The 22884-nt window shown below is 40.4% G+C and carries 20 protein-coding genes; 3 read left to right on the top strand and 17 right to left on the bottom strand.

Features of this window, described 5'->3' with window-relative positions:
- Positions 1-116: 116 nt before the first annotated feature.
- Genes rimM through ylxM form a run of 6 tightly spaced genes read right to left on the bottom strand, consistent with a single transcriptional unit; the run spans position 117 to position 3286 of the window.
- Entirely contained in the window at positions 117-614 is a 498-nt protein-coding gene (gene rimM / locus B1A77_RS06085) for a ribosome maturation factor RimM (RefSeq protein ID WP_039965491.1), read from the bottom strand.
- On the bottom strand, positions 614-1021 hold the full coding sequence (locus B1A77_RS06080) for a YlqD family protein (RefSeq protein WP_004695569.1): 408 nt from the start codon (positions 1019-1021) through the stop codon (positions 614-616). The genes rimM and B1A77_RS06080 overlap by 1 nt, the downstream gene beginning before the upstream one ends.
- A gap of 14 nt (positions 1022-1035) precedes the next feature.
- On the bottom strand, positions 1036-1263 hold the full coding sequence (locus tag B1A77_RS06075) for a KH domain-containing protein (RefSeq protein WP_004695567.1): 228 nt from the start codon (positions 1261-1263) through the stop codon (positions 1036-1038).
- A 21-nt stretch (positions 1264-1284) separates the two neighbouring features.
- Positions 1285-1548 carry a 30S ribosomal protein S16 gene (gene rpsP / locus B1A77_RS06070; RefSeq protein ID WP_004695565.1) on the bottom strand — a complete coding sequence of 88 codons (264 nt, stop codon included), beginning with the start codon at positions 1546-1548 and terminating at the stop codon, positions 1285-1287.
- Between the two features lie 60 nt (positions 1549-1608).
- Positions 1609-2961, bottom strand: coding sequence for a signal recognition particle protein (gene ffh, locus B1A77_RS06065; RefSeq protein ID WP_012864101.1), 1353 nt, complete (start codon positions 2959-2961; stop codon positions 1609-1611).
- A complete protein-coding gene (gene ylxM / locus B1A77_RS06060; RefSeq protein WP_004695559.1) occupies positions 2951-3286 on the bottom strand; it encodes a YlxM family DNA-binding protein in 336 nt (111 codons plus the stop codon). The genes ffh and ylxM overlap by 11 nt, the downstream gene beginning before the upstream one ends.
- Positions 3287-3593: 307 nt before the next feature.
- Between ylxM and B1A77_RS06055 the strand changes: the two genes are divergently transcribed.
- Positions 3594-4919 carry an FAD-containing oxidoreductase gene (locus B1A77_RS06055; RefSeq protein ID WP_077708272.1) on the top strand — a complete coding sequence of 442 codons (1326 nt, stop codon included), beginning with the start codon at positions 3594-3596 and terminating at the stop codon, positions 4917-4919.
- A 188-nt stretch (positions 4920-5107) separates the two neighbouring features.
- Here the strand turns inward: B1A77_RS06055 and B1A77_RS06050 are convergent, their stop codons facing one another.
- Together B1A77_RS06050 and B1A77_RS06045 are read right to left on the bottom strand one after the other, a co-directional pair.
- Positions 5108-5635, bottom strand: coding sequence for an ECF transporter S component (locus tag B1A77_RS06050; RefSeq protein WP_008715744.1), 528 nt, complete (start codon positions 5633-5635; stop codon positions 5108-5110).
- 207 nt (positions 5636-5842) lie between these two features.
- A complete protein-coding gene (locus B1A77_RS06045) occupies positions 5843-8017 on the bottom strand; it encodes a heavy metal translocating P-type ATPase (protein WP_077708270.1) in 2175 nt (724 codons plus the stop codon).
- Positions 8018-8425: 408 nt separating this feature from the next.
- Between B1A77_RS06045 and B1A77_RS06040 the strand changes: the two genes are divergently transcribed.
- Positions 8426-9079: a YigZ family protein gene (locus B1A77_RS06040; RefSeq protein WP_077708268.1), complete on the top strand. Its 654-nt coding sequence runs from the start codon at positions 8426-8428 to the stop codon at positions 9077-9079.
- 23 nt (positions 9080-9102) lie between these two features.
- Here B1A77_RS06040 and B1A77_RS06035 read toward each other — a convergent pair whose 3' ends face one another.
- Complete coding sequence (locus B1A77_RS06035; protein ID WP_004695548.1) at positions 9103-9288, bottom strand: hypothetical protein; 186 nt, start codon at positions 9286-9288, stop codon at positions 9103-9105.
- Positions 9289-9483: 195 nt separating this feature from the next.
- Here B1A77_RS06035 and B1A77_RS06030 point away from each other — a divergent pair, with 195 nt between their 5' ends.
- Positions 9484-10374, top strand: coding sequence for a LysR family transcriptional regulator (locus tag B1A77_RS06030; RefSeq protein ID WP_012864095.1), 891 nt, complete (start codon positions 9484-9486; stop codon positions 10372-10374).
- 188 nt (positions 10375-10562) lie between these two features.
- Here the strand turns inward: B1A77_RS06030 and B1A77_RS06025 are convergent, their stop codons facing one another.
- From B1A77_RS06025 to whiA, 8 genes are all read right to left on the bottom strand, one after another.
- On the bottom strand, positions 10563-11513 hold the full coding sequence (locus B1A77_RS06025) for a dihydroorotate dehydrogenase (protein ID WP_077708266.1): 951 nt from the start codon (positions 11511-11513) through the stop codon (positions 10563-10565).
- A complete protein-coding gene (locus B1A77_RS06020) occupies positions 11513-12280 on the bottom strand; it encodes a dihydroorotate dehydrogenase electron transfer subunit (RefSeq protein ID WP_077708263.1) in 768 nt (255 codons plus the stop codon). The genes B1A77_RS06025 and B1A77_RS06020 overlap by 1 nt, the downstream gene beginning before the upstream one ends.
- Before the next feature lie 4 nt (positions 12281-12284).
- Entirely contained in the window at positions 12285-15485 is a 3201-nt protein-coding gene (gene carB / locus B1A77_RS06015; protein ID WP_077708261.1) for a carbamoyl-phosphate synthase large subunit, read from the bottom strand.
- A gap of 1 nt (position 15486) precedes the next feature.
- Positions 15487-16554: a glutamine-hydrolyzing carbamoyl-phosphate synthase small subunit gene (carA, locus tag B1A77_RS06010; protein WP_008715755.1), complete on the bottom strand. Its 1068-nt coding sequence runs from the start codon at positions 16552-16554 to the stop codon at positions 15487-15489.
- Entirely contained in the window at positions 16554-17840 is a 1287-nt protein-coding gene (locus B1A77_RS06005) for a dihydroorotase (protein ID WP_077708259.1), read from the bottom strand. Before B1A77_RS06005 ends, carA begins: the two co-directional genes overlap by 1 nt.
- Complete coding sequence (locus B1A77_RS06000; protein ID WP_077708257.1) at positions 17824-18774, bottom strand: aspartate carbamoyltransferase catalytic subunit; 951 nt, start codon at positions 18772-18774, stop codon at positions 17824-17826. Before B1A77_RS06000 ends, B1A77_RS06005 begins: the two co-directional genes overlap by 17 nt.
- Positions 18775-19125: 351 nt before the next feature.
- A complete protein-coding gene (locus tag B1A77_RS05995) occupies positions 19126-21909 on the bottom strand; it encodes an ATPase (RefSeq protein ID WP_077708256.1) in 2784 nt (927 codons plus the stop codon).
- A gap of 12 nt (positions 21910-21921) precedes the next feature.
- Entirely contained in the window at positions 21922-22869 is a 948-nt protein-coding gene (whiA, locus tag B1A77_RS05990) for a DNA-binding protein WhiA (protein WP_060919900.1), read from the bottom strand.
- Positions 22870-22884: the final 15 nt, after the last annotated feature.

The following is a 22884-nucleotide window of genomic DNA, read 5'->3' as shown; positions in this document are numbered from 1 at the left end:
CGTCCCCTGTACTTATTAACTCACATTAACCCATTAGTATTATCTATATATAGCTATATTATATAACTTTTACGCTAATATACCTATATGTAGATAAAACAAAACCGCCCAAAGGATTATATCCATTCAGGCGGATCTACGATCATCAATTTATTTTCCACATCGATGTCTTTAACGACCTCTTCAATGGCTGCAAATAATTGATCTGGTTCCCCATCTTTGGAGACCACATATACATCATTAGCACCAGGTTGTAATACATCAGTAACTGTGCCAAGCACGTTACCCATAGTATCTTGTACCTCAAGGCCAATGATATCAAAAATATAGTAACGACCTTCTGGCAATTCCACTAAATCTTCACGACGAACTTGAATTGCTTTCTTACTGAATAGTTCAGCCGTATTGCGATCAGGAATTCCCTTAAAAGATGCTAAAACAAATTGCTTGTGAAATCGTGCGGATGCAACGTGGTATTCTTTACCATCGATGTAACAGGCATCCATATGCATAAACCGTTCTGGAAAATCGGTTTGAGGCATAATACGAAGATCACCCCGCACACCGTGCGGGGCGATGATAACACCTATTGTGATGAAATCGTTATGCTTCATTATTGACGAAACGCAACGATCTTACCGTCTTCTAATAGGATTTCAGCGCCCATCAAGGCATCCAAATTATCCCCGATTTTAACGGTAACTGTTTGCTCTAATGTACCTTGAGGAATTTCAGTTCCTAAAGACAACTCCTTAGCATCCTTCAATTTAGCTGTTACTTCTTCTTTGAAAGCCAAGCGTTTATTTTTTTCTTCGTCGATTTGTTGACGAATAGCAGTAAGACTTGTAGCATCAACTTTAGCTGCATCAGCCAAAATACGTTGGGCTTGAAACTCAATTGCTTCCAAATCTTTATTTACCATATCAAGGCGAGTTTCAAGATCGGATACAATTTTCGCTTTCAAGTCGTCTGTTACTTTTGCTTTTACTGCTACAGGGACACGTAATGTCATTTCTTCCATTGGAATACTCCCTTTTAGACAATATCAACAGATATCTTTTTGTTCTCTTTAATAGCCGCCGCTTTCACCACAGAGCGAATCGCTTTAGCAATTCTACCTTGCTTTCCGATGACTTTACCCATATCCTCTGGGGCTACATGAAGTTCGTAAACTTCCACATTCCCCTTTTGGACCATGGTAACAGAAACGGCATCAGGCTGCTTCACTAATGATTTCGCAATTAATGAAATTAATTCTATCATCACAGTATGCCTCTCTATTAATTACTTTTTAGCGTCTGCAAATTTTTGCATAACGCCTTGTTTTTTGAACAAGGAGCGAACAGTGTCAGTAGGCTGAGCACCTTTAGCTAACCAAGCCAAAGCTTTTTCTTCGTCTACATTAACGATAGCTGGTTGTTTAGTAGCATCATATTGACCAATTGTGTCAACAGGACGACCTTCACGTGGAGCACGTGCGTCAGCAACTACGATACGGTAGAAAGGAGCTTTTTTAGCACCTAAACGAGTCAAACGAATTTTTAACATTGTGAAATTCACCTCCTTATACTGATGTGGATGGACAAGTTCAGCGCCCCTGCCCATGTATTACATAAACGGCAATTTAGGCATTCCAGGGAAACCGCCCTTACCGCCACGTAAACCTTGCATGCGCTTCATCATCTTCCGCGCTTCTTCAAATTGTTTCAACAAGCGATTTACATCTTGAACCTGTGTACCAGAACCTAATGCAATACGCTTGCGGCGAGAACCATTAAGAATACTTGGATTTTCTCGCTCTGCCGCCGTCATGGATGTAATGATAGCCTCAATACGACGCACCTCTTTACTATTCAAATCAAGGTCCTTTAATTGGTCCTTAATTTGCCCCATACCTGGCAACATGCCAATAATATTTTGTAATGGCCCTAACTTTCTCACCTGGTTCATCTGTTTTAAGAAGTCATCCAAAGTGAAATTGTTTTTAGCCATTTTCTTTGCCATTTCACGAGCTTCTTCTTCATCGATGGCACCTTGAACATTTTCAATCAACGTTTTAAAGTCGCCCAAATCTAGGATACGAGAAGCCATGCGATCTGGATAGAATACATCGAAACCATCCATTTTTTCGCTCACACCAGTGAACTTGATTGGCAAGCCTGTTACAGCTTTGATAGATAATGCAGCACCACCGCGTGCATCACCATCAAGTTTAGTAAGGATAACACCATCAACACCTAATTTTTCATTAAATGTTTGCGCTGTTGTTACCGCATCTTGACCGATCATAGAATCTACAACGAGTAGAATTTCATGAGGTCGAACAGCAGCTTTGATATTGGACAACTCATCCATGAGGACTTCATCAATTGCCAAACGACCTGCTGTATCGATAATAACAACATCTTTCAACATATGCGTGCTTTGCTCTACGGCACGACGCGCAATATCTACTGGATTTGCACCAGGTGTTTCATCCGAAAATACTGGAATATCAATTTGCTTACCTACAACTTGCAACTGAGTAATCGCAGCTGGACGATATACGTCGGCAGCGACAAGCATCGGACGTTTACCTTGTTTGCGTAAGTATACAGCTAGTTTACCAGCTGTTGTGGTTTTACCAGCACCTTGCAAACCAACGAGCATAATAATTGTTGGTGGCTTGCTAGAAATCATGATACGACTTTGTGTACCACCTAAGAGAGCCGTTAACTCATCATTTACGATTTTAATAACCGTTTGAGCTGGATTCAAGGAACCGAACACCTCTTCACCGAGGGCCTTTTCCTTAATGGACTTAACAAAGTCCTTCGCTACCATAAAATTAACGTCCGCTTCTAATAGAGCCGTACGTACCTGACGCAACGCAAGATTGACATCATCTTCTGTAATTTTGCCCTTCCCCTTTAAGGATTGAAAGGCTTCTTGCAGTTTTTCTGACAAGCTATCAAATGCCATAATATCCCTCCATTTGCGCCAATACTTGTTGCACCTTGGTTTCGGCTAACACCTCTTTAGGCAATGTTGCTTTCAACTGTGAAAGCAAGCCTTCCCGTTGTTCATATTGTGCCACCAAGTGCAATTTTGATTCGTAATCATTTAAAATGTGTCGAGCACGCTGTAAGTTATCGTGTACAGCCTGTCGTGATACGCCTAATTCCTCAGCAATCTCGCCAAGAGACATATCATCTTCGTGGTGAAGTTGTAAGGACATGCGTTGCTTGTCCGTCAACAATGGCCCATAGAAATCTAAGAGCAAACTTATGAGTACTCGTTCTTCCATTTCGCCACCTCCATCACTGTCAAGTCATATTACTTTACATATGGTACATTATAAAAAAAGATGTGTCAAGTAGAAATACTTAACACACTTAATTCATTACTATAATACATATAAATCACAGTTATACAAGCTATCTCATCCCCTTGAACCAAAATCATAAACTAATTGACTACCTTAACATAATCATTCTAGACAAATTTAATTCATAATCAATGATAATTAATTCTAATTTCTACTTTTATATCTATAATAATATGCTATAATATCAATATCTAATATTTTCAATATAAAAAACAGGAGGTATTATATGAATACCAAACAATATGACATTATCGTCTTAGGTTTCGGCAAGGCTGGTAAAACCTTAGCCGCAAAATTTGGCTCTATGGGCAAATCCGTAGCCATGATTGAAGAAAATCCTCTAATGTACGGTGGTACATGTATTAATATCGCATGTATCCCTACTAAGACTATGATCATTGCCGCATCAAAAGGCTTATCATACGATCAAGTATTAAATCAACGTGAGGTTGTTACATCGCGCTTACGCAATAAAAACTTTACTATGTTAGATTCTAATGATCATGTCGATGTCTATACTGGGCATGGCGAATTCATTAGCAATAAAGAAGTCGCTGTTACTGCCGGTGAAGATAAGATTATCTTATCTGCTGACACGATTATTATTAATACCGGAGCTGTGGCCATTAAGCCTAATATTCCTGGCATCAATACAGCTACAGGTTTCTATAATAGTACTGAAATTCAACAATTACCTACTCAACCTAGTACATTAGGCGTTATCGGCGCTGGTCCTATCGGCCTTGAATTTGCAAGTCTATATGCAAAACTTGGTGCTAAGGTAACTGTATTCAACATCGAATCTAGCATCTTAAAACGCGAAGAACCTATCGTTCAAGAGTTAGCTACTGAGTACTTAACTGAACAAGGCATTACCATTCTTAATAATGTAACATTAGAATCTGTATCCAATGATGGCAACAAACCAGTTATCACAGCTAATAATCAAAACTATACGTTTGATGCTGTTCTATACGCTACAGGTCGCAAAGCCAATACAGCTAATATCGGTTTAGAGCATACGGACATCGCTACTAACAAACGCGGTGCTATTGTAGTTAATGATACTTGTGAAAGCTCCATTCCTGGCGTATACGCAGTCGGTGATGTAAATGGTGGACCTCAATTCACATATATATCTCTTGATGACTTCCGTATCGTATTTGGTGCACTTACAGGCAACGGCCAGTATACCTTAAAAGATCGTAAAAATATACCTTATACTACCTTCTTAACACCTCCACTTTCTCGTGTAGGTCTTACAGAAGAAGATGCAATCAACCAAGGATATACTGTTAAAACGAAAGAAATGCTCGTAGCTACCATGCCTAGAGCACATGTAAACGACTATTTAAAAGGTGCTTTTAAAATTGTTGTAGATGCGGATAACGACTTAATCCTGGGCGCTACACTCTATTCCCAAGGCGCAGAAGAATTGATCAACTTAATTAAAATGGCTATGGATAACAACATTCCATATACATATTTCAAAAATCAAATCTTCACACACCCTACAATGGCAGAAAATTTAAACGATCTTTGTAATTTCTAATAGCTTAATAGCTAATACAAGCACTAACTATAAAATAATAACCTAACACAAAAGCCTTTAGACGCTAAACTAATTTAGCAACTAAAGGCTTTTGTATTTATCGATATGATAGTTTATTTATCAATGTATCAGATTATTATAGCTTTTTTAGCAGTGCCTAACTAAAACATGCTAAGACATTGTAGCAATTAATTTTTAGTAAACAATCTGCGCACTATCGTTTGTAATTTAGGGGTTAATACAATAGCAACCACAATCCCTGCGGCACTTGTAATCAAAGAGTATTGAATTTTACTAGCCGCCACGACCGCACTTTCAAGAACGAACCACCACGCAAGGAAGTAGCCTAAAGCTGTCCAAACAGCACCAATAATAAGGGCTACTAAAATACGACCAAAGGATGCAGTTGGTTTTGTAATAGAGGGTGGCAGATAGCCTGCAGTCATACCACCTACGATAAGTCCTGCAATTCCTTTAATAAAGAAAGAGAATACGATGTACTGTGTATGACCACCAAAGAGATCAAATAGTGCAGATCCAATTGCCGCACCCAAGCCTCCATATAATCCACCAAAAAGTATAGATGTTGTAAAGAGTGCAGCCGATCCTAAATGAACCATAGCGCCACCTGGTATTTCAATGCGAATTGTAGTAGCCACTGCACATAACGCGGCAATAAAACCAATATAGACAATGTCTCGAGTACTTAATTTCATAATCATGAACCTCTCTTTTAAATCAATTACTATATTCAGTATAACAAATCATAAGCCGTCTAAAAACACCATTATCGTAGAAATTAAATATCCATTTCACGTCTCAATATAAGATATAAATATATACTTAACTATATGTCTGTAGATATAATAAAGCACCTATACCCCTGTATAGGTGCTTTATAGTATTCAATTATATGTATAATCTTAAATTTTAGCTCGCTTCAAACGAAGCGAGTTACCTACGACTGTTACAGAGCTAAATGCCATCGCTGTACCCGCAATCATTGGATTTAATGCACCTATTGCGGCCAACGGAATACCGATACAGTTAAAGATCAATGCCCAGAATAAGTTTTGTTTAATATTGGTCATTGTCTTACGGCTGAGTCGTACTGCTTGTACCAAGGTATGTAAATCATTTCGTACAAGGACGATGTCGGCTGCTTCTACCGCAATATCTGTACCACTGCCAATAGCAAAACCAATATCTGCCGTAACGAGAGCAGGAGCATCATTGATACCGTCACCAACCATCCCCACTACAAGACCTTTATCTTGTAATTCTTTTACCTTACTAGCCTTGTCTTGAGGCAATACTTCAGCTATAACATGGGAGATACCCGCCTGTTTAGCAATATATTGAGCAGTTCGACGATTATCACCAGTAAGCATCCATACATCAATACCTTGAGCATGTAACTCTTTTACAACCTCGATAGTTTCTGGACGTAATTCGTCTTCTACAGCCCACAAAGCACTAACAACGCCATCTACAGCTAGAACAGATACGGAAGCACCTTGTTCTTCAAATTGTAAAATATCTTCTTGAACCGCCGTTAAATCATAACCTAGTTCATTCATCCAACGACTGTGCCCAAGTTGTATGGATACGCCTTGGTATGCACCTTGTAACCCTTTACCTGGTACATCAGCAAAACTTTCAAGTTCAACAGCTTTACCTTTATAGCCATGATCTTCACCATAGTAAACCATGGCCTTTGCAATCGGATGAGATGTACCACTTTCAAGAGCCATCATAATAGACATATTAGTACTTTCATCACCATTATAATTTTTAAAAGCCGTCACATCCAATACACCCTGTGTAAGGGTACCGGTTTTATCCATAACAATGGCATCGAGTTTACCCGCTTTTTCAAGATATTCTGCACTCTTGATGAGCACACCGTGTTCCGCACCAAGGCCAGACCCAACCATGATAGATGTTGGTGTAGCAAGGCCAAGCGCACAAGGACATGCGATAACCAGTACCGCTGTTGCATTAATGAGAGCAACGTTAATAGAATCTCCCATAATGAAGTACCACACAAGACCTGTCAAAACAGCAAGGCCAATAACGGTCGGTACAAAATATTGAGCCACGATATCTGCAATACGTTGAATACTAGCCTTGGAGGTTTGTGCCTCTTCTACAACCTTGATAATTTGAGACAACATCGTATCGGAACCGATACGCTTGGCTTCCATGGTAAAAGCACCACTTAGGTTTATAGTAGCACCAATAACTTCAGAACCAACTTGTTTTTCTACCGGTAAGCTTTCACCGGTCAGCATAGCCTCATCTACTGTGGAATATCCCTCAGTAATCGTGCCATCAACAGGGATTTTTTCACCTGCACGAACTTGTAAAATATCACCGGCTACCACCTTAGATGTAGGGATATCAATAAATTCTCCATCACGCAACACATGAGCCGTTGCAGGTTGTAAGGCAATCAATTTTTGAAGTGCTTCGGAGGTACGCCCTTTTGCAATCTCTTCTAAAAGTTTACCAAGAAGGATAAAAGTAATGAGCCACGCAGAGGTTTCAAAATATATTCCATGAGGGCCTAATTCAGGGTGAAATTGCCAGTTATAGATACTGAATAGATAAGCTACCGTCGTGCCCATTACTACGAGTACATCCATCGTAAGCGCCCCATTTTTCACTGCACTCCAGGCGCTCTTATAGAACATAAGACCAGGACCGAACTGAGCAATAGTAGCAAGAACAAACTCTACCCATACAGGCAATGCCTGAATACCAAATCGATGTAAGGTCATATTAATCATCATCGGTACTGCCATACAGGCGGCAATAATAAGTCGTATAATATGAGGTTTTAAGTTAACCTTTTCTATTTCTTGCTTTGTTTCGTCTGCTTCTGTAGCACCAAAACCAATATTCGTAATGGCATCAATAATCTGTTGTGAATCTATAGTAGCGCCATCTTTATATTCAACGCTCCCCTTTCGAGTTAAGAGGTTGACCTTAACAGATTCTACGCCCTCGACTTTAGAAACAACGTTTTCAACGCGTTTTACACAGGCTGCACAGTGCATACCTGTAATATCAAATTCTTGTTTTTTTACGCTCATATTCACAGGCCTTTCTACTCTGTAGATATATCTTATCTTACAACTTACTATATTATTACAAATTCGTACTATATTTTGTATTTATGTACTTAAATATACGTCTAAACATCTATCTATAAAAAGCTATATATCCTATTGTAAATAAAATAGCAATAAACACGTTCACTAAGAATGTTTCAATATATTCTAAAACTTCAATATATGAACATATTACATGACTAACTACTCATATATCTATATTTAATGATAACATAAATTCTCATTACGTCAATATCCTACCAAATATAGAGGGTTATTTCTTTTTTATAAGGGAATTAACCGCTTTTACCTATACATAGCCTTCATAAATAGATTATAATAAAGTGATGATGAATAAACATAAGCTTTGATTCCAAAGGAGGTGAATATATGTCTGAATCAGTAAGCCCTACGGTGGAATTTATTTCTCTAGCAAAAGAATTTCGCCATGAATATGTTGTTGAAAAATCACGGTTTATAACAACTGTATATCCTTGCAAGACTGAAGAGGAAGCCCAAACCTTTATAAGCCGCATCAATAAAGAATTCTGGGATGCACGTCATAACTGCACAGCCTATGCATTAGGACCACAGCAAGAACAACAACGATCTTCCGATAATGGAGAACCATCAGGTACAGCAGGTAAACCAATGCTAGAAGTACTCAAAAAGACTGGCATTACCAATGTAGCCGTCGTCGTAACACGTTATTTTGGAGGTATTAAATTGGGCGCTGGTGGCTTGATTCGGGCCTATTCACACTCCGTTGCGGAAACCTTACGTCTTGCCCCTAAAGAACTACATACAACACGAACCCGACTACAAGCAAAGATTGACTATTCGCTGTATGGAGCAGTAGAAAGATATGTCCAGGACGAAAAATTACATTATGAAGCAAGCTTTGGTGAATATGTAGACATTACAATTCTAATACCACCTACTGGTGTAGAGCACATACAAAAAGAGCTCCAAGACATAAGTCATGGAGCTGCTACTTGTACTGTATTAGATTCTATTGAGGTGGTACTACCACTAGATAAATAATCTAGTTAGTAGATTCCAAACTTTTAATTGCCGTTATTAACTAAACCGGCTATGCCTTGACCGAGTTCACGACGTTTTTCCTTAGTCATAGGATAAGGCCATACTCGTTCTAATTGTTTTTTCCGGCTAATTTTATTACGAGCCGTCATTAATCTACGTGCTTCCCAATTACGAATTGCTTGACCTAAGGTTCTTTTTACCACGCCCATAGTAGTACCTGCTTTCTTAACTCTTGTTGTATATCAAAATTTGTGATAAGTATAGAAAGATAATTTAAAACTCAATTTACTTTCTATTACTTTGTTGAATTTAGTATATATAGCATTTTATTAAATGTGAAATGACCGTTACTTAGTTCGTTATAATTTTTATTTATCATATTATGTGTATAATAGGGAGATTCTATGGATACATCTTACTACCACAATTTTATTACCCTTGTTCAAACGGGCAATATGACACAGGCCGCAGAGATTCTTCATATTACACAACCAGCGTTAAGTAAGCAGTTGAAATATTTAGAGGCTGAATTTGGGGCTCAATTAATCAACATTAAACGCGGCCAACGAGGATCAAACTTACAATTAACAGATGCTGGTAAAATCTTCTACGAAAAAGCGCAACAACTCTGCTCTATTGAAGAATCTACATATAATGCTGTACAACAATTGAATTCACGCATTGAAGGTACTTTACGTATTGCGACGTCTGCATCTCGTTCAACGCCAATCGTACAGCAATATTTACCAGCTTTTTCCATGAAATATCCATCTGTCCATTTTGAAATTTATGAAGGACTTATGACAAATGTAGTGACCCAACTCATCAACGGTAGCGCCGAATTAGGTATCGCCAATATTCAAATGGTAGATGTCGATAAATTCGATATCCTGCTTACCCAAGAAGAGCATTTATACGCTATTTTCCGTCGTGATGTATTCTGGACAGATCGTGAGCATGATACCATCACGTGGGAAGACATAAAAAAATGTCCTCTATCCCTTTCTGGTGGCTCTGTTCGAATGATTATGCAGTCTAGCTTAACAGATATGGAGCAACTTAATGCGGTAGCTATAACTACAACAAAAAGCTCAGCTATTGAGTGGGCCTCTTCTGGTCGTACAGTTTCTTTAGTCCCAATGGACGCTAAGGAACTTATTAATCATCGCAAAATGGCCCGCATCAAATTGCCAGAATTCTCGGGGGATTTCAAAAAAGCTTTTATCACACTTAAAGGACATGCACTTTCCCCAGTAGCACAGCAATTTATTGACTTTTACAAAGCCTATGTATAATCATATTTGTACATACTATTACCATACTATGACATTAACAGCTCATATGATTGGTACCTATTTGATTATAGATGCCAATACAATACATAAGAAAAGACCTAGTACAATTTGTACTAGGTCTTTTTGTATCAGATCTTACATTACGGCAATGCTTATGGTTGCTTAAGTTCACCGTAGATATGATTTTATTAAGCTTGATGAACAGCACCTACAATATCAGTGATGCTGTTAAGATTATATTGTTCTACATATTCGCTCATTTCACGGGCAATACGTGAAATTGCTGTTGGATCTACCATCGTAGCTGTACCAACTTGAACGGCTTGCGCCCCTGCCATCATAAATTCGATAGCATCTGTGCCAGTCATGATACCACCAAGACCAATAATAGGAATAGTTACCCCTTTATAAACTTGATGAACCATGCGAAGAGCCACGGGCTTTACGGCTGGGCCAGATAATCCACCATAAATATTCCCCAATACAGGTTTACGACGGTGAATATCTATAGCCATGCCCAACAAGGTATTAATGAGACTTACTCCATTGCCACCACCGGCCTCAACAGCCTTTGCGATTTCTACAATGTCTGTTACATTTGGTGAAAGCTTAACGATAACAGGTTTATCCGTTACCTTACGAACCGCTTTAGTTACCGCTTCAACGACCTTTGAGTCTACACCAAAAGCCATTCCTTCACATTCTACATTTGGGCAAGATACATTAACTTCAAGGCCTGCAATACCATCTACAGATAGTGTTTCTGCCATCCACGCAAATTCCTCTACCGTACCAGCAGACATATTCGCTAGCAATGGTACATCATATTTCTCAAGATCCGGTAGAATTTCCCTAACAAAATGTTCAGCCCCAGGATTTTCAAGGCCAATGCAGTTCAATACGCCAGATGGTGTTTCTGCAATGCGAGTGCCAGGATTCCCATGACGACCTTTAGGTGTTAAGCCTTTTACAGAAATAGCACCTACTTCATTACTAAGGTCTAAATAACCAGCATACTCAGGGCCATTACCAAAGGTACCAGATGCAGCGATAATAGGATTTTTCATCTTAATCCCGCAGTAATCGATGGCGAGCTTTGGATTAGGCGTAACGGTGTTATTTAAATCGCGTTCACTCATTAAAAGAACACCTCCTCAGCTGGGAATACAGGACCATCTTTACAAACTTTATAACGTTTGCCACCGGCACCATCACAAGCGCAACCTAAGCAACCGCCCGTACCACATCCCATGCGCTCTTCTAAAGATACTTGGCATGGCACATCGAGTTCTTTAGCCACTTGTGCTACGCCTTTCATCATAGGCATAGGACCACAAGTCATAACAGAAGTAAACGAATTAGCATTAATTAGATCAGGCATAATTGCTGTAGGGAAGCCTTTTGTACCTACGCTACCATCATCAGTAGTGATGTGGACTTGAACAGGCGTATCTTTAAATAAATCAGCCCAGAAGGTTTCACTTTCATTTCTAAAACCAAGAATAACTTGTGCTTCTTCACCTTTTTGCAAATGAGAGGCGATACATAGCATCGGTGCAATACCAACGCCACCGCCAACGAGAAGCATATTATTAGATGTTACAAACGGTTCGCCCAAAGGTCCCAAACAATCTAATGTATCACCAGGCACGAGACGTGTCATAATTTTAGTCCCCTTGCCTACGACGCGATACAAAAGGGTAATCGTACCCTTTCGGGCATCAAATCCAGCATAGCTAATAGGACGGCGCAATAATGGCGCCGTAGAGTCCGCTACGCGAACATTACAAAACTGTCCTATCTTTGCTTCTGCTGCCTGTTTTGGTGCGTGAATATCCATAACCCACACATCAGAGCCTATTTGCTCATTGCGAACGACTTCGCCCTGTTCTACATAGCCACTCATGGTTTTACTCCAATTCAAAATCTTGTAATGCTTCTACAGTGTAGTTCGCATCATCTTTACGATTCGCCACAACACGCAATACTTCCCGTGCTGTATCGAGACTTGTTAAGCATGGTGTACCCATTTCTACAGCAAGACGGCGCAATTGGAATCCTTCGCGTTCAGGTCGTTTCCCTGCAGTCAATGTATTAAGTACAAGATCGACTTTGTCTTGACGAATGTGGTCAGCACAGTTATCATCACCTTCAGAGATTTTGTTAACTATTTTGCAGTCAACGCCATGTTCTTTGAAGTATTTACCAGTACCACCTGTCGCTTCAATATGATAGCCCAAATCAATAAAGCCTTTTGCTAATTGACTAGCCTCCTCTTTATCGCGGTCTGCAACAGTCATAAGGATTGTACCATCCTCTGGGATACGCATGTTGGCACCATTGATAGCTTTGAATAAAGCTTCAGAATATGTGCGACCAATCCCCATAACCTCACCAGTAGATTTCATTTCAGGTCCAAGAGCGATTTCTACAAGACCCATTTTAGAGAAGGAGAATACAGGTGCTTTTACAGCTACATATGGTTTATTAGGTACAAGACCAAGTGGTAAGCCTAAGTCTTTTAAGCTTTCACCAAGGGCAATGCGTGTTGCACATTCTACCATATTGATACCTGTAACCTTAGAAATGAATGGTACAGTACGGCTAGAACGAGGGTTAACTTCGATAACATTAAGCTCACCGTCAGCCACGATATACTGAATATTTAGAACACCTTTAACATTGAGACCTACCGCAATACGACGTGTATAATCTACGATTTGATCAATCAATTCTTGGCTCAAATGTTGAGCTGGATAAACGGCCATGGAGTCACCAGAGTGAACACCGGCGCGTTCGATTTGTTCCATAATACCAGGGATACATACATCGGTACCGTCAGAAATAGCGTCAACCTCTACCTCCATACCAACCATGTAACGGTCGATAAGAACAGGATGCTCCTTAGATGCTACTACGGCTTCCTTCATGTATACATCAAGCTCTTTATCGTTGTATACGATTTCCATCGCACGACCGCCCAATACATAAGAAGGGCGAACGATTAACGGGTATTTCAACTTTTTAGCTGCTTCTTGTGCTTCTTCATCAGAGGTTACCAGAGCACCTACTGGGCGAGGAATACCAAGTTTCGCCAACAATTCATCAAAGCGTTCACGGTCTTCCGCCATATCAATGCTATCTACGGATGTACCGAGGATTTTGACGCCACGTTCTGCCAATGGGCCTGCCAAATTGATAGCCGTTTGACCACCAAATTGAGCAATGACGCCAGCTGGCTGTTCTTTATTGATGATTTCCATTACATCGTCCACAGTCAATGGCTCAAAGTATAAAGAGTCAGAAATATCAAAGTCAGTAGACACTGTTTCTGGGTTGTTATTAATCATAATAGATTGGTAACCCGCTTTACGAAGGGCCCAAGAGGAATGTACGGAACAGTAATCGAACTCTACCCCTTGACCGATACGGATTGGACCGGAACCAAGTACCACTACGGATTTATCGCCTAATGGACGAACCTCATCCTCTTGTGCATACGCACTGTAGTAATAAGGTGTTTTAGATTCAAATTCAGCTGCGCAAGTATCTACGTATTTATATGTTGGAAGAATATTCCATTCTTTACGTTTTGCACGAACATCTTCTACAGTTGTATTAGCATAACGAGCGATAACAGAATCAGTGAAGGAATAACGTTTTGCTTTGCGCAATACATCCTCTGTTAAACCTTGCTCAGCCAATGCTTTTTCCACAGTAACAATGTTTTTAATTTTTTCAATAAAGAATGTATCAATTTTTGTAATATAGTGGATTTTTTCTACACTGATTCCCTTGCGAAGTGCTTCTGCTACAACATAGATACGTTCATCATCTACTAAATGTAAACGTTCGATCAATTGTTCCATAGACTCATGAGCGATTTTCTTAAGCTCAATATGGTCTAAACCAATTTCCAAGGAACGAATTGCTTTAAGTAAGGAGCCTTCCAAAGAACGGTCGATAGCCATAACTTCGCCAGTGGCTTTCATTTGTGTGCCCAAGGTACGATCTGCCAAATTGAATTTTTCAAAAGGCCAGCGTGGAAACTTAGTTACTACATAGTCAAGAGTCGGCTCAAAGCATGCTTTAGTTTCACCGGTTACAGCATTTGTAATTTGATCCAATGTCATGCCTACTGCAATTTTTGCTGCTACCTTCGCAATTGGGTACCCAGTTGCTTTAGATGCCAATGCAGAGGAACGAGATACGCGAGGGTTTACTTCGATAACAATATATTCGTTGCTATTTGGATTCAAAGCGTATTGTACGTTACAACCGCCTTCGATTTTTAAATAACGGATAATCTCTACAGATGCGGTACGCAGCATTTGGTATTGAATATCGTTCAAGGTTTGACTTGGTGCCACAACGATAGAATCCCCAGTATGCACACCAACAGGGTCAATATTTTCCATATTACATACGATGATGCAGTTATCTGCACTATCGCGCATTACTTCGTATTCAATCTCTTTCCAGCCTGCAACGGAACGTTCTGCTAGAATTTGGTGAATTGGTGAAAGTTTCAAACCACGACGTGTGATTTCATACATTTCATCTTCATTATGGGCAATACCTCCACCAGTACCGCCTAATGTATATGCAGGACGGATGATAATAGGATACCCAATACGATTAGCAAAGGCTACTGCTTCTTCAAGATCGTTAAAGATATCGGATTCTGGAACCGGTTGGTTGATTTCCTTCATCGCTTCTTTGAAGAGTTCACGGTCTTCGGCTTGTTTAATGGCTTCAAGAGTTGTACCAAGAAGTTTTACACCATATTCTTCTAATACGCCAGCTTCAGACAATTGTACCGCCATATTAAGACCTACTTGACCACCTAATGTAGCCAACAAGCCCCAAGGACGTTCTTTTTTTATAACTTCTGTTACGAATTCAAGACTAATCGGTTCTACATATACGCGGTCTGCAATATCTGTATCAGTCATAATAGTAGCAGGGTTGGAGTTAACTAATACTACTTTATAACCCTCTTCTCGAAGGGAACGGCATGCTTGTGTACCAGCATAATCAAACTCTGCAGCTTGACCGATAATAATTGGACCAGAACCAATTACAAGTACTTTTTTTGCTTCTGAGGTCATATTATTTTCCCTTTCTCATTAAGTCTTCAAATTCGTCAAATAAATATAGGTTATCAGTAGGTCCTGGGGATGCTTCTGGATGGTATTGTACGGAGAAGATTGGCAATTCTTTATGACGCATACCTTCTACGGTACCATCATTTACACTACGATGTGTAATTTCTACGAAATCTGGCAAAGAAGTATCATCTACCGCATAACCATGGTTTTGAGATGTAATATATACCCGGCCAGTACGTAAATCTTGTACAGGATGGTTAGAACCACGGTGACCAAATTTCAATTTGAATGTGGTGCCACCATAAGCTTGTGCCAATACTTGATGCCCCATACAGATGCCAAAGATTGGTTTCTTACCAAACATTTTCTTTACTTCTTCTACTGCATAGCCAAGATCTTGAGGGTCTCCAGGGCCATTAGATAAAAAAATACCATCTGGATTTGCTGCCAACACATCTTCAGCCTTAGCATCTGCAGGAAATACAGTAAGACGACAGCCTGCAGCTTCTAGAGAGCGAAGGATATTTTCCTTTACACCATAATCCATTACCGCTACGTGGAATTCAGCATTTTTATCGCCACGCATACCTTGCCATTTTGTAGTTACACGCATAACTTGATCTGTTGGCAAGTCTTGTTTAAACAATTTTTGAATATCCTCCATAGGGTAATCAGAGCGTACGAGTACGCCCTTCATTACACCATGGTTACGAAGAACACGTGTAATCGCACGTGTATCTACATCATAAAGGCAAGGGATGCCGTGCAAACGAAGATACTCACTAAATAACCCCTCATTTTGCCAGTTAGATGGAAAGTCACACAGTTCACCTACAATAAAACCTTTACAATATGGCTTAGGACCTTGAGTGATAGAATTTAAAGTACCATAATTACCAATTAAAGGATAGGTTAATGTAATAATTTGATCCGCATAGGATGGGTCAGTCAAGATTTCTTGATACCCGGTCATACCTGTGTTAAATACAACTTCACCTACCGTTGGGGCGCCACCTAATAAGGAACCTTCAAACACGGAACCATCTTCAAGAACTAACTTGCCTTTCATTATAAGACTACGCCCTCCTTCATAACAATTTTGCCATCAACTACTGTCAGTTTAGCTTTACCTGTAACAGTCATACCATCAAATGGACTAACTTTACCTTTTGTATGAAATTTATTTCTATCTACTGTCCACTTTTCAGTTGTAGAGAATACAGTAATATCCGCTGGCTTACCAACTTCAAGAACACCTGCATCAAGGTGCATCAACTCAGCTGGTCGAGTACTCATATAGTACACAACTTGATCAATACTAAGTTTATCAGGACCATATGCATTTGTAATAACCGCTGCCAAAGATGTTTCGAGGCCACTGAAACCATTTGGTGCACAGCAGAATTCATGGTCTTTTTCTTCGTATGCATGTGGTGCATGGTCTGTAATAATCGCATCGATTGTGCCATCTTTCAAGCCTTCTAATAATGCTTGGCGATGATCTTCTGAGCGAATTGGAGGAGCCATTTTAAATGCTGGATTATATTCGCGTAGGTATTCATCTGTGAAAGACAAATGTTGGCTTGTAACTTCACAGGTTACATTAAGGCCTTTAGCCTTCGCACGGCGCACCATATCTACAGTATTTTTACTACTTACGTGAGCAATATGGATATGACCACCTGTCATTTCAGATAACAAGATATCACGAGCAACAGCCAAATCTTCAGCTACTGCAGGGCGACCAATAACACCTAATTCATAAGAAACAATACCTTCATGCATATGGCCATTTTTAGTCAATGTAATATCTTCTGCATGGTCGATAACCATCTTATTAAACATGGACGAGTATTCTAAAGCACGACGCATAAATGCAGCATTTTCTACATAGTGGCCATCATCGGAGAAAGCTACTACACCAGCTTCTGCCATATCCCCCATTTCAGCAAGTTCCTTACCTTCAAGACCTTTTGATACAGCACCAATAAATTCTACCTTAACAACACCAGTAAGTTCGGCTTGCTTTTGCAACCCTCTTACGAGCGCAGCATTATCTACCACAGGATTTGTATTAGCCATAGTTACAACACGTGTGAAACCACCTGCAGCAGCGGCTTGTGTACCGGAGTGGAAATCTTCTTTCGCTTCTTGACCTGGCTCACGCAAATGTGTGTGAATATCGATAAGGCCTGGTGCTACAATAAGACCTGTTGCATCATATATTTCAGCACCTTCAGCATTTAAGTTTTGACCGATGGCTGCAATTTTACCATCTTTTACGAGAATGTCTGCTACTTCGTTTTGTTTTTTCGCCGGATTTACTACCGTACCATTTTTAATAAGCAAGCTCACTACCGTCACCTCCGATAATAGTTAAGTACAATACAGCCATACGTATAGCTACGCCATTACGCACTTGTTCTTGAATTACTGATTGATCAGAATACGCCACATCTGGTGCGATTTCAAGGCCGCGGTTCATTGGACCTGGATGCATTACCATTGCATCATCTTTAGCTAGTTTCAATACTTCATTATTGATACCAAAGATGCGTGCATATTCTCTATTTGTAGGATATAGTGCAGAGTGAATGCGTTCTAATTGAATACGAAGTACGTTTACCACATCTGCATCAGCAACTGCTTCACGAATATCATGGTGTACGGTAACACCTAATTTTTCAAGTTCTGGATATACCATTGTGCGAGGACCAGCTAGATGTACATCAGCCCCCATTTTTGTAAGTCCATAGATGTTGGAGCGTGCTACACGGCTATGCATTATATCGCCAATGATAACGACTTTTAAGCCTTCTATGGATTCTTTTTTCTCTAAAATAGAGTACATATCTAGTAAAGCTTGTGTTGGATGCTCATGAGCACCATCACCTGCATTAATGATGATAGGATCTACGGCTTTCGTAGCGTATAAAGGTGCACCTTCTGCGCTGTGGCGCATTACGATAGCATCTGTGCCCATGTAGGACATTGTTAACAATGTATCGCGGAAGCTTTCACCTTTACCCATGGAAGAACCACTAGGAGAAAGATTGATTACGTCAGCCCCTAAATATTTTCCGGCTAACTCAAAGGAACTACGAGTACGAGTACTTGGTTCCATAAAAAGGTTGATAATGGATTTCCCCTTTAATAGTGGAACCTTCTTGTCATCAGAAAGAACGATTTTCTTCATTTTCTTTGCCACATCTAAAATCAATTTGATTTCTTCAGGTGACACATTTTGCAAACCCAATAAATCTTTGCCTTTTAGGCTAACTTGTCCCATGATTTCCTCCTAACTCACGTAACAAAAAAGACCTTTTGCCCAGGGCAAAAGGTCAAATAGTTTGCACAAAGAAGCCCCTATGGGCACTTCAACTATATTCCTTTCTCAGCCTCTCTGGACTAAATTAAAAGGTATTGTATTATGCAATGGTCTCTCGTACCATATATGCATTTCTTTATTTATTGTACTGAATCCACCTTTGAAAGTCAATGTAAAACACAAAATTCATATGTATTTTAAAAAGAGGACAAGCATATAAAATTGCTTGTCCTCTCTATATTTAAACAGCTATTAATCCACTTCTATATCTTAAACTTTAATCTAAAATTTCTTTTTTAGAAATTAAGGGTCTTAACCTAATGGATATAATCTTGGTGGGTTTTCTTCATCATTTTGCTGTTCATTTTGTGGAGTATATGGCATTTGATCTTGTTGCGGCTCATTCGCTACAGGATTTATCTGCACATATTGCTGATTTGGCGACAATTGAGGTTGACGTTGCTCACGACGACGTGTATTTTGAGATGCAGTCGGTCTAGGTTTAGTCAACTCATCAATGGATACAGCATTTGGAATAGTTACATTTGATGTATCCCCATGAATATCATCAAGTTCACTGAAGGAAGGAGTCCTCTTAGATGCTTGAGCAGCCTTACGTTCGGCTTCAAGTTGTTGACGGGCAAGTTCTGCACGACGACGAGCGCTTTCTTGTTGATCTCGAACACGTTGAATCGCTTCAGCACGCTCTTTTGCTTTACGCTCTATTTCAGCTTGAGCCAACGCTTGTTGACGGGCAGCTTCAGCTTTACGTTCTGCCTCTAGTTGCGCTTTATATCGTTCCTCAGCAAGGCGTCGTGCCTCGGCTGCTTGACGTTCTGCTTCAGCTCGTTCTGCAGCAAGTCGCTCTTGCTCTGCCTTACGAGCTTCCGCCGCTATGCGAGCCGCCTCTGCTTTACGAGCCTCTTCGGCACGTCTTGCTTCTTCTATGCGACGAGCTTCTTCAGCTCTACGCACTTCTTCGGCACGTTTAGCCTCTGCAGCAATGCGAGCTTCTTCAGCACGGCGCGCTGCTTCGAGTCGTTCCTGTTCAGCTCTACGTTGTGCCTCAAGTCTAGCTGCTTCTGCTTTCCGAGCTTCTTCTGCTCTACGTGCTTCTGCTTCTAAACGAGCTTGTTCAGCTTTACGCGCCGCTTCAATTCTCGCTTCTGCTGCTTTACGAGCTTCTTCGGCACGTCTTGCTTCCAATGCTTCCTGCTCAGCTTTACGTTGTGCTTCTAAACGAGCTCTAGCCTCAGCAGCCAAGCGTTCCTCTTCGGCCTTTTTGGCCTCTAAAGCAGCTTTTTCTGCTGCTCTTTGCGCTTCAAAGCGTGCCTTAGCTTCGGCCGCTTTTCTTTCTTCCTCCGCTTTGCGTGCAGCCTCAATACGAGCAGCTTCAATTCTACGTTCTTCTTCAAGACGTTTTGCTTCCGCTGCTAGTCGAGCTTCTTCTGCTTTACGAGCCGCCTCTAGCCGATCTGCTTCCGCTTTTCTCGCTGCCTCGATACGTGCCATTTCAGCTTTACGAGCCGCTTCCGCCTTGCGAGCTTCCTCTGCTTTACGCTCTGCTTCGGCTTTTTCAGCCATCTTGCGCTCAATTTCAGCATGCTTGGCTTCTGCAGCCTTTCGCAACATTTCGGCTTTTTCTGCAGCTAGTCGAGCCTCTTCAGCTTTTTTACGAGCTAATGCTTCTTTCTCGTCTTTTGCCTTTTTAAGTTGTGCTTCTTTTTTTACATCTGCTACAGCTTTATCGCTTAACTTTTTAGTTTCTTCATGAGCAATTACTTCTGCCCGTTTAGCTGGACTTTCAACAGTAGATTTTTTAGTATCTACGGACCCTTTATCTCCATCTTTACCACCTACAGGTCCTACAGGTATTTGTGTTCCCCCTTGAGTTGGGTTCCCTAAAATATCTTTAACATCTTTTGGTACATTAACAGCAATAGTTTGATGTTTTTGTGGATTTGCAAGAGATTCAGGAATCAACAAGAAACGAATTGGCAAATTCGATGCACCGGCTGGCATAAAGTTTAATGTTAATAAATCGCCCGCATTATAGTTCCCTAAAAGACGGCTATCTAATATAGTACCTTCCCCTAATGCGGAAATACCATCTGCACCACCAATGTGATAAGTCCGTGTATCTGTCTGCCCCCTTCTAGCACCTTGTTGATGCAATGTTTTTACCGTAAAGGAACCAGAATAAGGTCCCCCAAGAGGGTTAAAATACAGTCTAAACGGTTCATTCCCCTTTGTAGGAATTTTTAACGTATACGATACGCCATAGTTACCACGATCTCGAACAAATGCTTTATTTTGCATTTCGTCTACACCATTAATAAACGTATCTTCTCGGTCATTACCAATTTCTACAAAGGCACCACCTAAAGAGGTATCGAATGGTGTAGTAACCTCCATATTACGCTTAGCACCAGTATAAGTACCGCGTAATTGTATTTCATCAATAGGAAGGTTTTTCACCCAATGTGACGCATCTACAGGGTCCATCCCCATAGGCAACATCATGACACGCGCAAATATAGGCCCTTCTGTTTTAATATCTACAATACCCGTAAATAATGCATCTCGATTTACCGGTGTATTTTCTAAGTCACTAAAGATTAATTGGCGCCCTTGTGGTGGGATGCTAAGAGAATATAATGGTCTTGCATCTCGGCTTTCATTAAGAGGTTGCTCCAAATCCTTTCGAGACAAATCACGACCTGCTGCAAAATAATCAGGTGTAGCTACAGATTTTAATTGTCTCATGACATGTACTGAAGTTGGATAAGCCGTTTGGTTTTCTAAGACGATAGCAATCTTGTGAGGTAAATCCATTTCATTTACATGATAGAAATAGATACGACCATTGCCATTAATTGTACCTGCACTTAACGTACCTCCTACGGGGCCTACATATTCAGGACTATCCGATAGGAGCAATGTATCAGTTTGAGACACCAACGATGGTGGCAACGGAGAAAACTGAAAATATCCAATTGATTGTAAATCTATATCACGAGCTTCTACATGGCCTGTAAGGGCAGCCATGGCAGCCATAGCCGCAGCTACACAATATCTTGATTTATAGGAAAACATATATTATTACCTCTATACTTCTTCGAGCCCCAACGGGTCATACGTAAGTGCTAATGCTTCAATCTTCTTTAGTCGATGGCCAATTCCAGATTTAGATAGTTTCCCCTCCATCAACTCTTCAAGTTCTTTTAAACTCGCTTCAGGATTCTCCCACCGAAGTCTTGCAACGACGCGCAACTTTTCAGGTAATTCTTCAATACCGATTTCTCTATCAATAATACGGATTGCTTTTACCTGACGAACTGCTGCATCCACAACCTTCTGTAAATTTGCAGTCTCACAGTTGACTTGTCGATTAATTTGATTTCGTACAGTTTTCATAATCCGCACGTTTTCAAATTCCATAAGAGCCGATTGAGCTCCCATGATTTGCAAACAGTTTGTTACTGCGTCCCCTTCTTTAAGATATACTACATACTCTTCCTTCCGCTCCGTTAAGCCCGCATGAATGTGAAAGAGCCGTAATACATGGATAATTTCCCTCGCAAAGGTCTCGTTTCCCGTCATAAACTCAAGATGATAATCACTTTGTGGTTTATTGACAGAGCCTCCCCCTAAAAAAGCTCCCCTTAAAAAGGCCCGTCGCGCTTCCATTGATTTGAGCCAACTACGAGGAATTTGTTCGCTCACAGGCCATAAAGCAAGATCCTCTAGAGCCTGTCTACCCTCTACAGAGGGTTCTACAGATAGCGTATACATATTTTTTTTACGCAAGTTTAAACCTTGTCGTACTAAAACATTTGTAGGTAATTCGTATTGCTTTTTCAAAATACCAAGCAAACGACGAGCTACTGCATTATTAGCCGTAGCTAAACGAATACCGACGGCACCTTTCATCCCCAAAATGATAGATCCGCCCATACGCAATAAGCAAGACGCTTCAATTTTCATGGCCACATCCGCATCACTAGAGGCTTCATATTGGCATAATTCATTTTTTACATCTTCTGCAAATGACATGGGCATCCCTTCTCA

The sequence above is a fragment of the Veillonella parvula genome (genome assembly GCF_002005185.1).
GTDB lineage: Bacteria > Bacillota > Negativicutes > Veillonellales > Veillonellaceae > Veillonella > Veillonella parvula_M.
Note: the sequence above shows the minus strand (reverse complement) of the source record. Positions and strands in the feature narration are given on the sequence as shown.

Bases quoted from the DNA above. Each gene is read 5' to 3' on its own strand.
- B1A77_RS06020 (WP_077708263.1), bottom strand. From the start codon at position 12,280: ATGAGTGGCTATGTAGAACAGGGCGAAGTCGTTCGCAATGAGCAAATA.
- ffh (WP_012864101.1), bottom strand. From the start codon at position 2,961: ATGGCATTTGATAGCTTGTCAGAAAAACTGCAAGAAGCCTTTCAATCC.
- rpsP (WP_004695565.1), bottom strand. From the start codon at position 1,548: ATGTTAAAAATTCGTTTGACTCGTTTAGGTGCTAAAAAAGCTCCTTTC.
- B1A77_RS06030 (WP_012864095.1), top strand. From the start codon at position 9,484: ATGGATACATCTTACTACCACAATTTTATTACCCTTGTTCAAACGGGC.
- B1A77_RS06055 (WP_077708272.1), top strand. From the start codon at position 3,594: ATGAATACCAAACAATATGACATTATCGTCTTAGGTTTCGGCAAGGCT.
- B1A77_RS06080 (WP_004695569.1), bottom strand. From the start codon at position 1,021: ATGGAAGAAATGACATTACGTGTCCCTGTAGCAGTAAAAGCAAAAGTA.
- B1A77_RS06035 (WP_004695548.1), bottom strand. From the start codon at position 9,288: ATGGGCGTGGTAAAAAGAACCTTAGGTCAAGCAATTCGTAATTGGGAA.
- carB (WP_077708261.1), bottom strand. From the start codon at position 15,485: ATGACCTCAGAAGCAAAAAAAGTACTTGTAATTGGTTCTGGTCCAATT.
- B1A77_RS06025 (WP_077708266.1), bottom strand. From the start codon at position 11,513: ATGAGTGAACGCGATTTAAATAACACCGTTACGCCTAATCCAAAGCTC.
- carA (WP_008715755.1), bottom strand. From the start codon at position 16,554: ATGAAAGGCAAGTTAGTTCTTGAAGATGGTTCCGTGTTTGAAGGTTCC.
- ylxM (WP_004695559.1), bottom strand. From the start codon at position 3,286: ATGGAAGAACGAGTACTCATAAGTTTGCTCTTAGATTTCTATGGGCCA.
- B1A77_RS06000 (WP_077708257.1), bottom strand. From the start codon at position 18,774: ATGGGACAAGTTAGCCTAAAAGGCAAAGATTTATTGGGTTTGCAAAAT.
- B1A77_RS06045 (WP_077708270.1), bottom strand. From the start codon at position 8,017: ATGAGCGTAAAAAAACAAGAATTTGATATTACAGGTATGCACTGTGCA.
- rimM (WP_039965491.1), bottom strand. From the start codon at position 614: ATGAAGCATAACGATTTCATCACAATAGGTGTTATCATCGCCCCGCAC.
- B1A77_RS06040 (WP_077708268.1), top strand. From the start codon at position 8,426: ATGTCTGAATCAGTAAGCCCTACGGTGGAATTTATTTCTCTAGCAAAA.
- B1A77_RS06075 (WP_004695567.1), bottom strand. From the start codon at position 1,263: ATGATAGAATTAATTTCATTAATTGCGAAATCATTAGTGAAGCAGCCT.
- B1A77_RS05995 (WP_077708256.1), bottom strand. From the start codon at position 21,909: ATGTTTTCCTATAAATCAAGATATTGTGTAGCTGCGGCTATGGCTGCC.
- whiA (WP_060919900.1), bottom strand. From the start codon at position 22,869: ATGTCATTTGCAGAAGATGTAAAAAATGAATTATGCCAATATGAAGCC.
- B1A77_RS06050 (WP_008715744.1), bottom strand. From the start codon at position 5,635: ATGAAATTAAGTACTCGAGACATTGTCTATATTGGTTTTATTGCCGCG.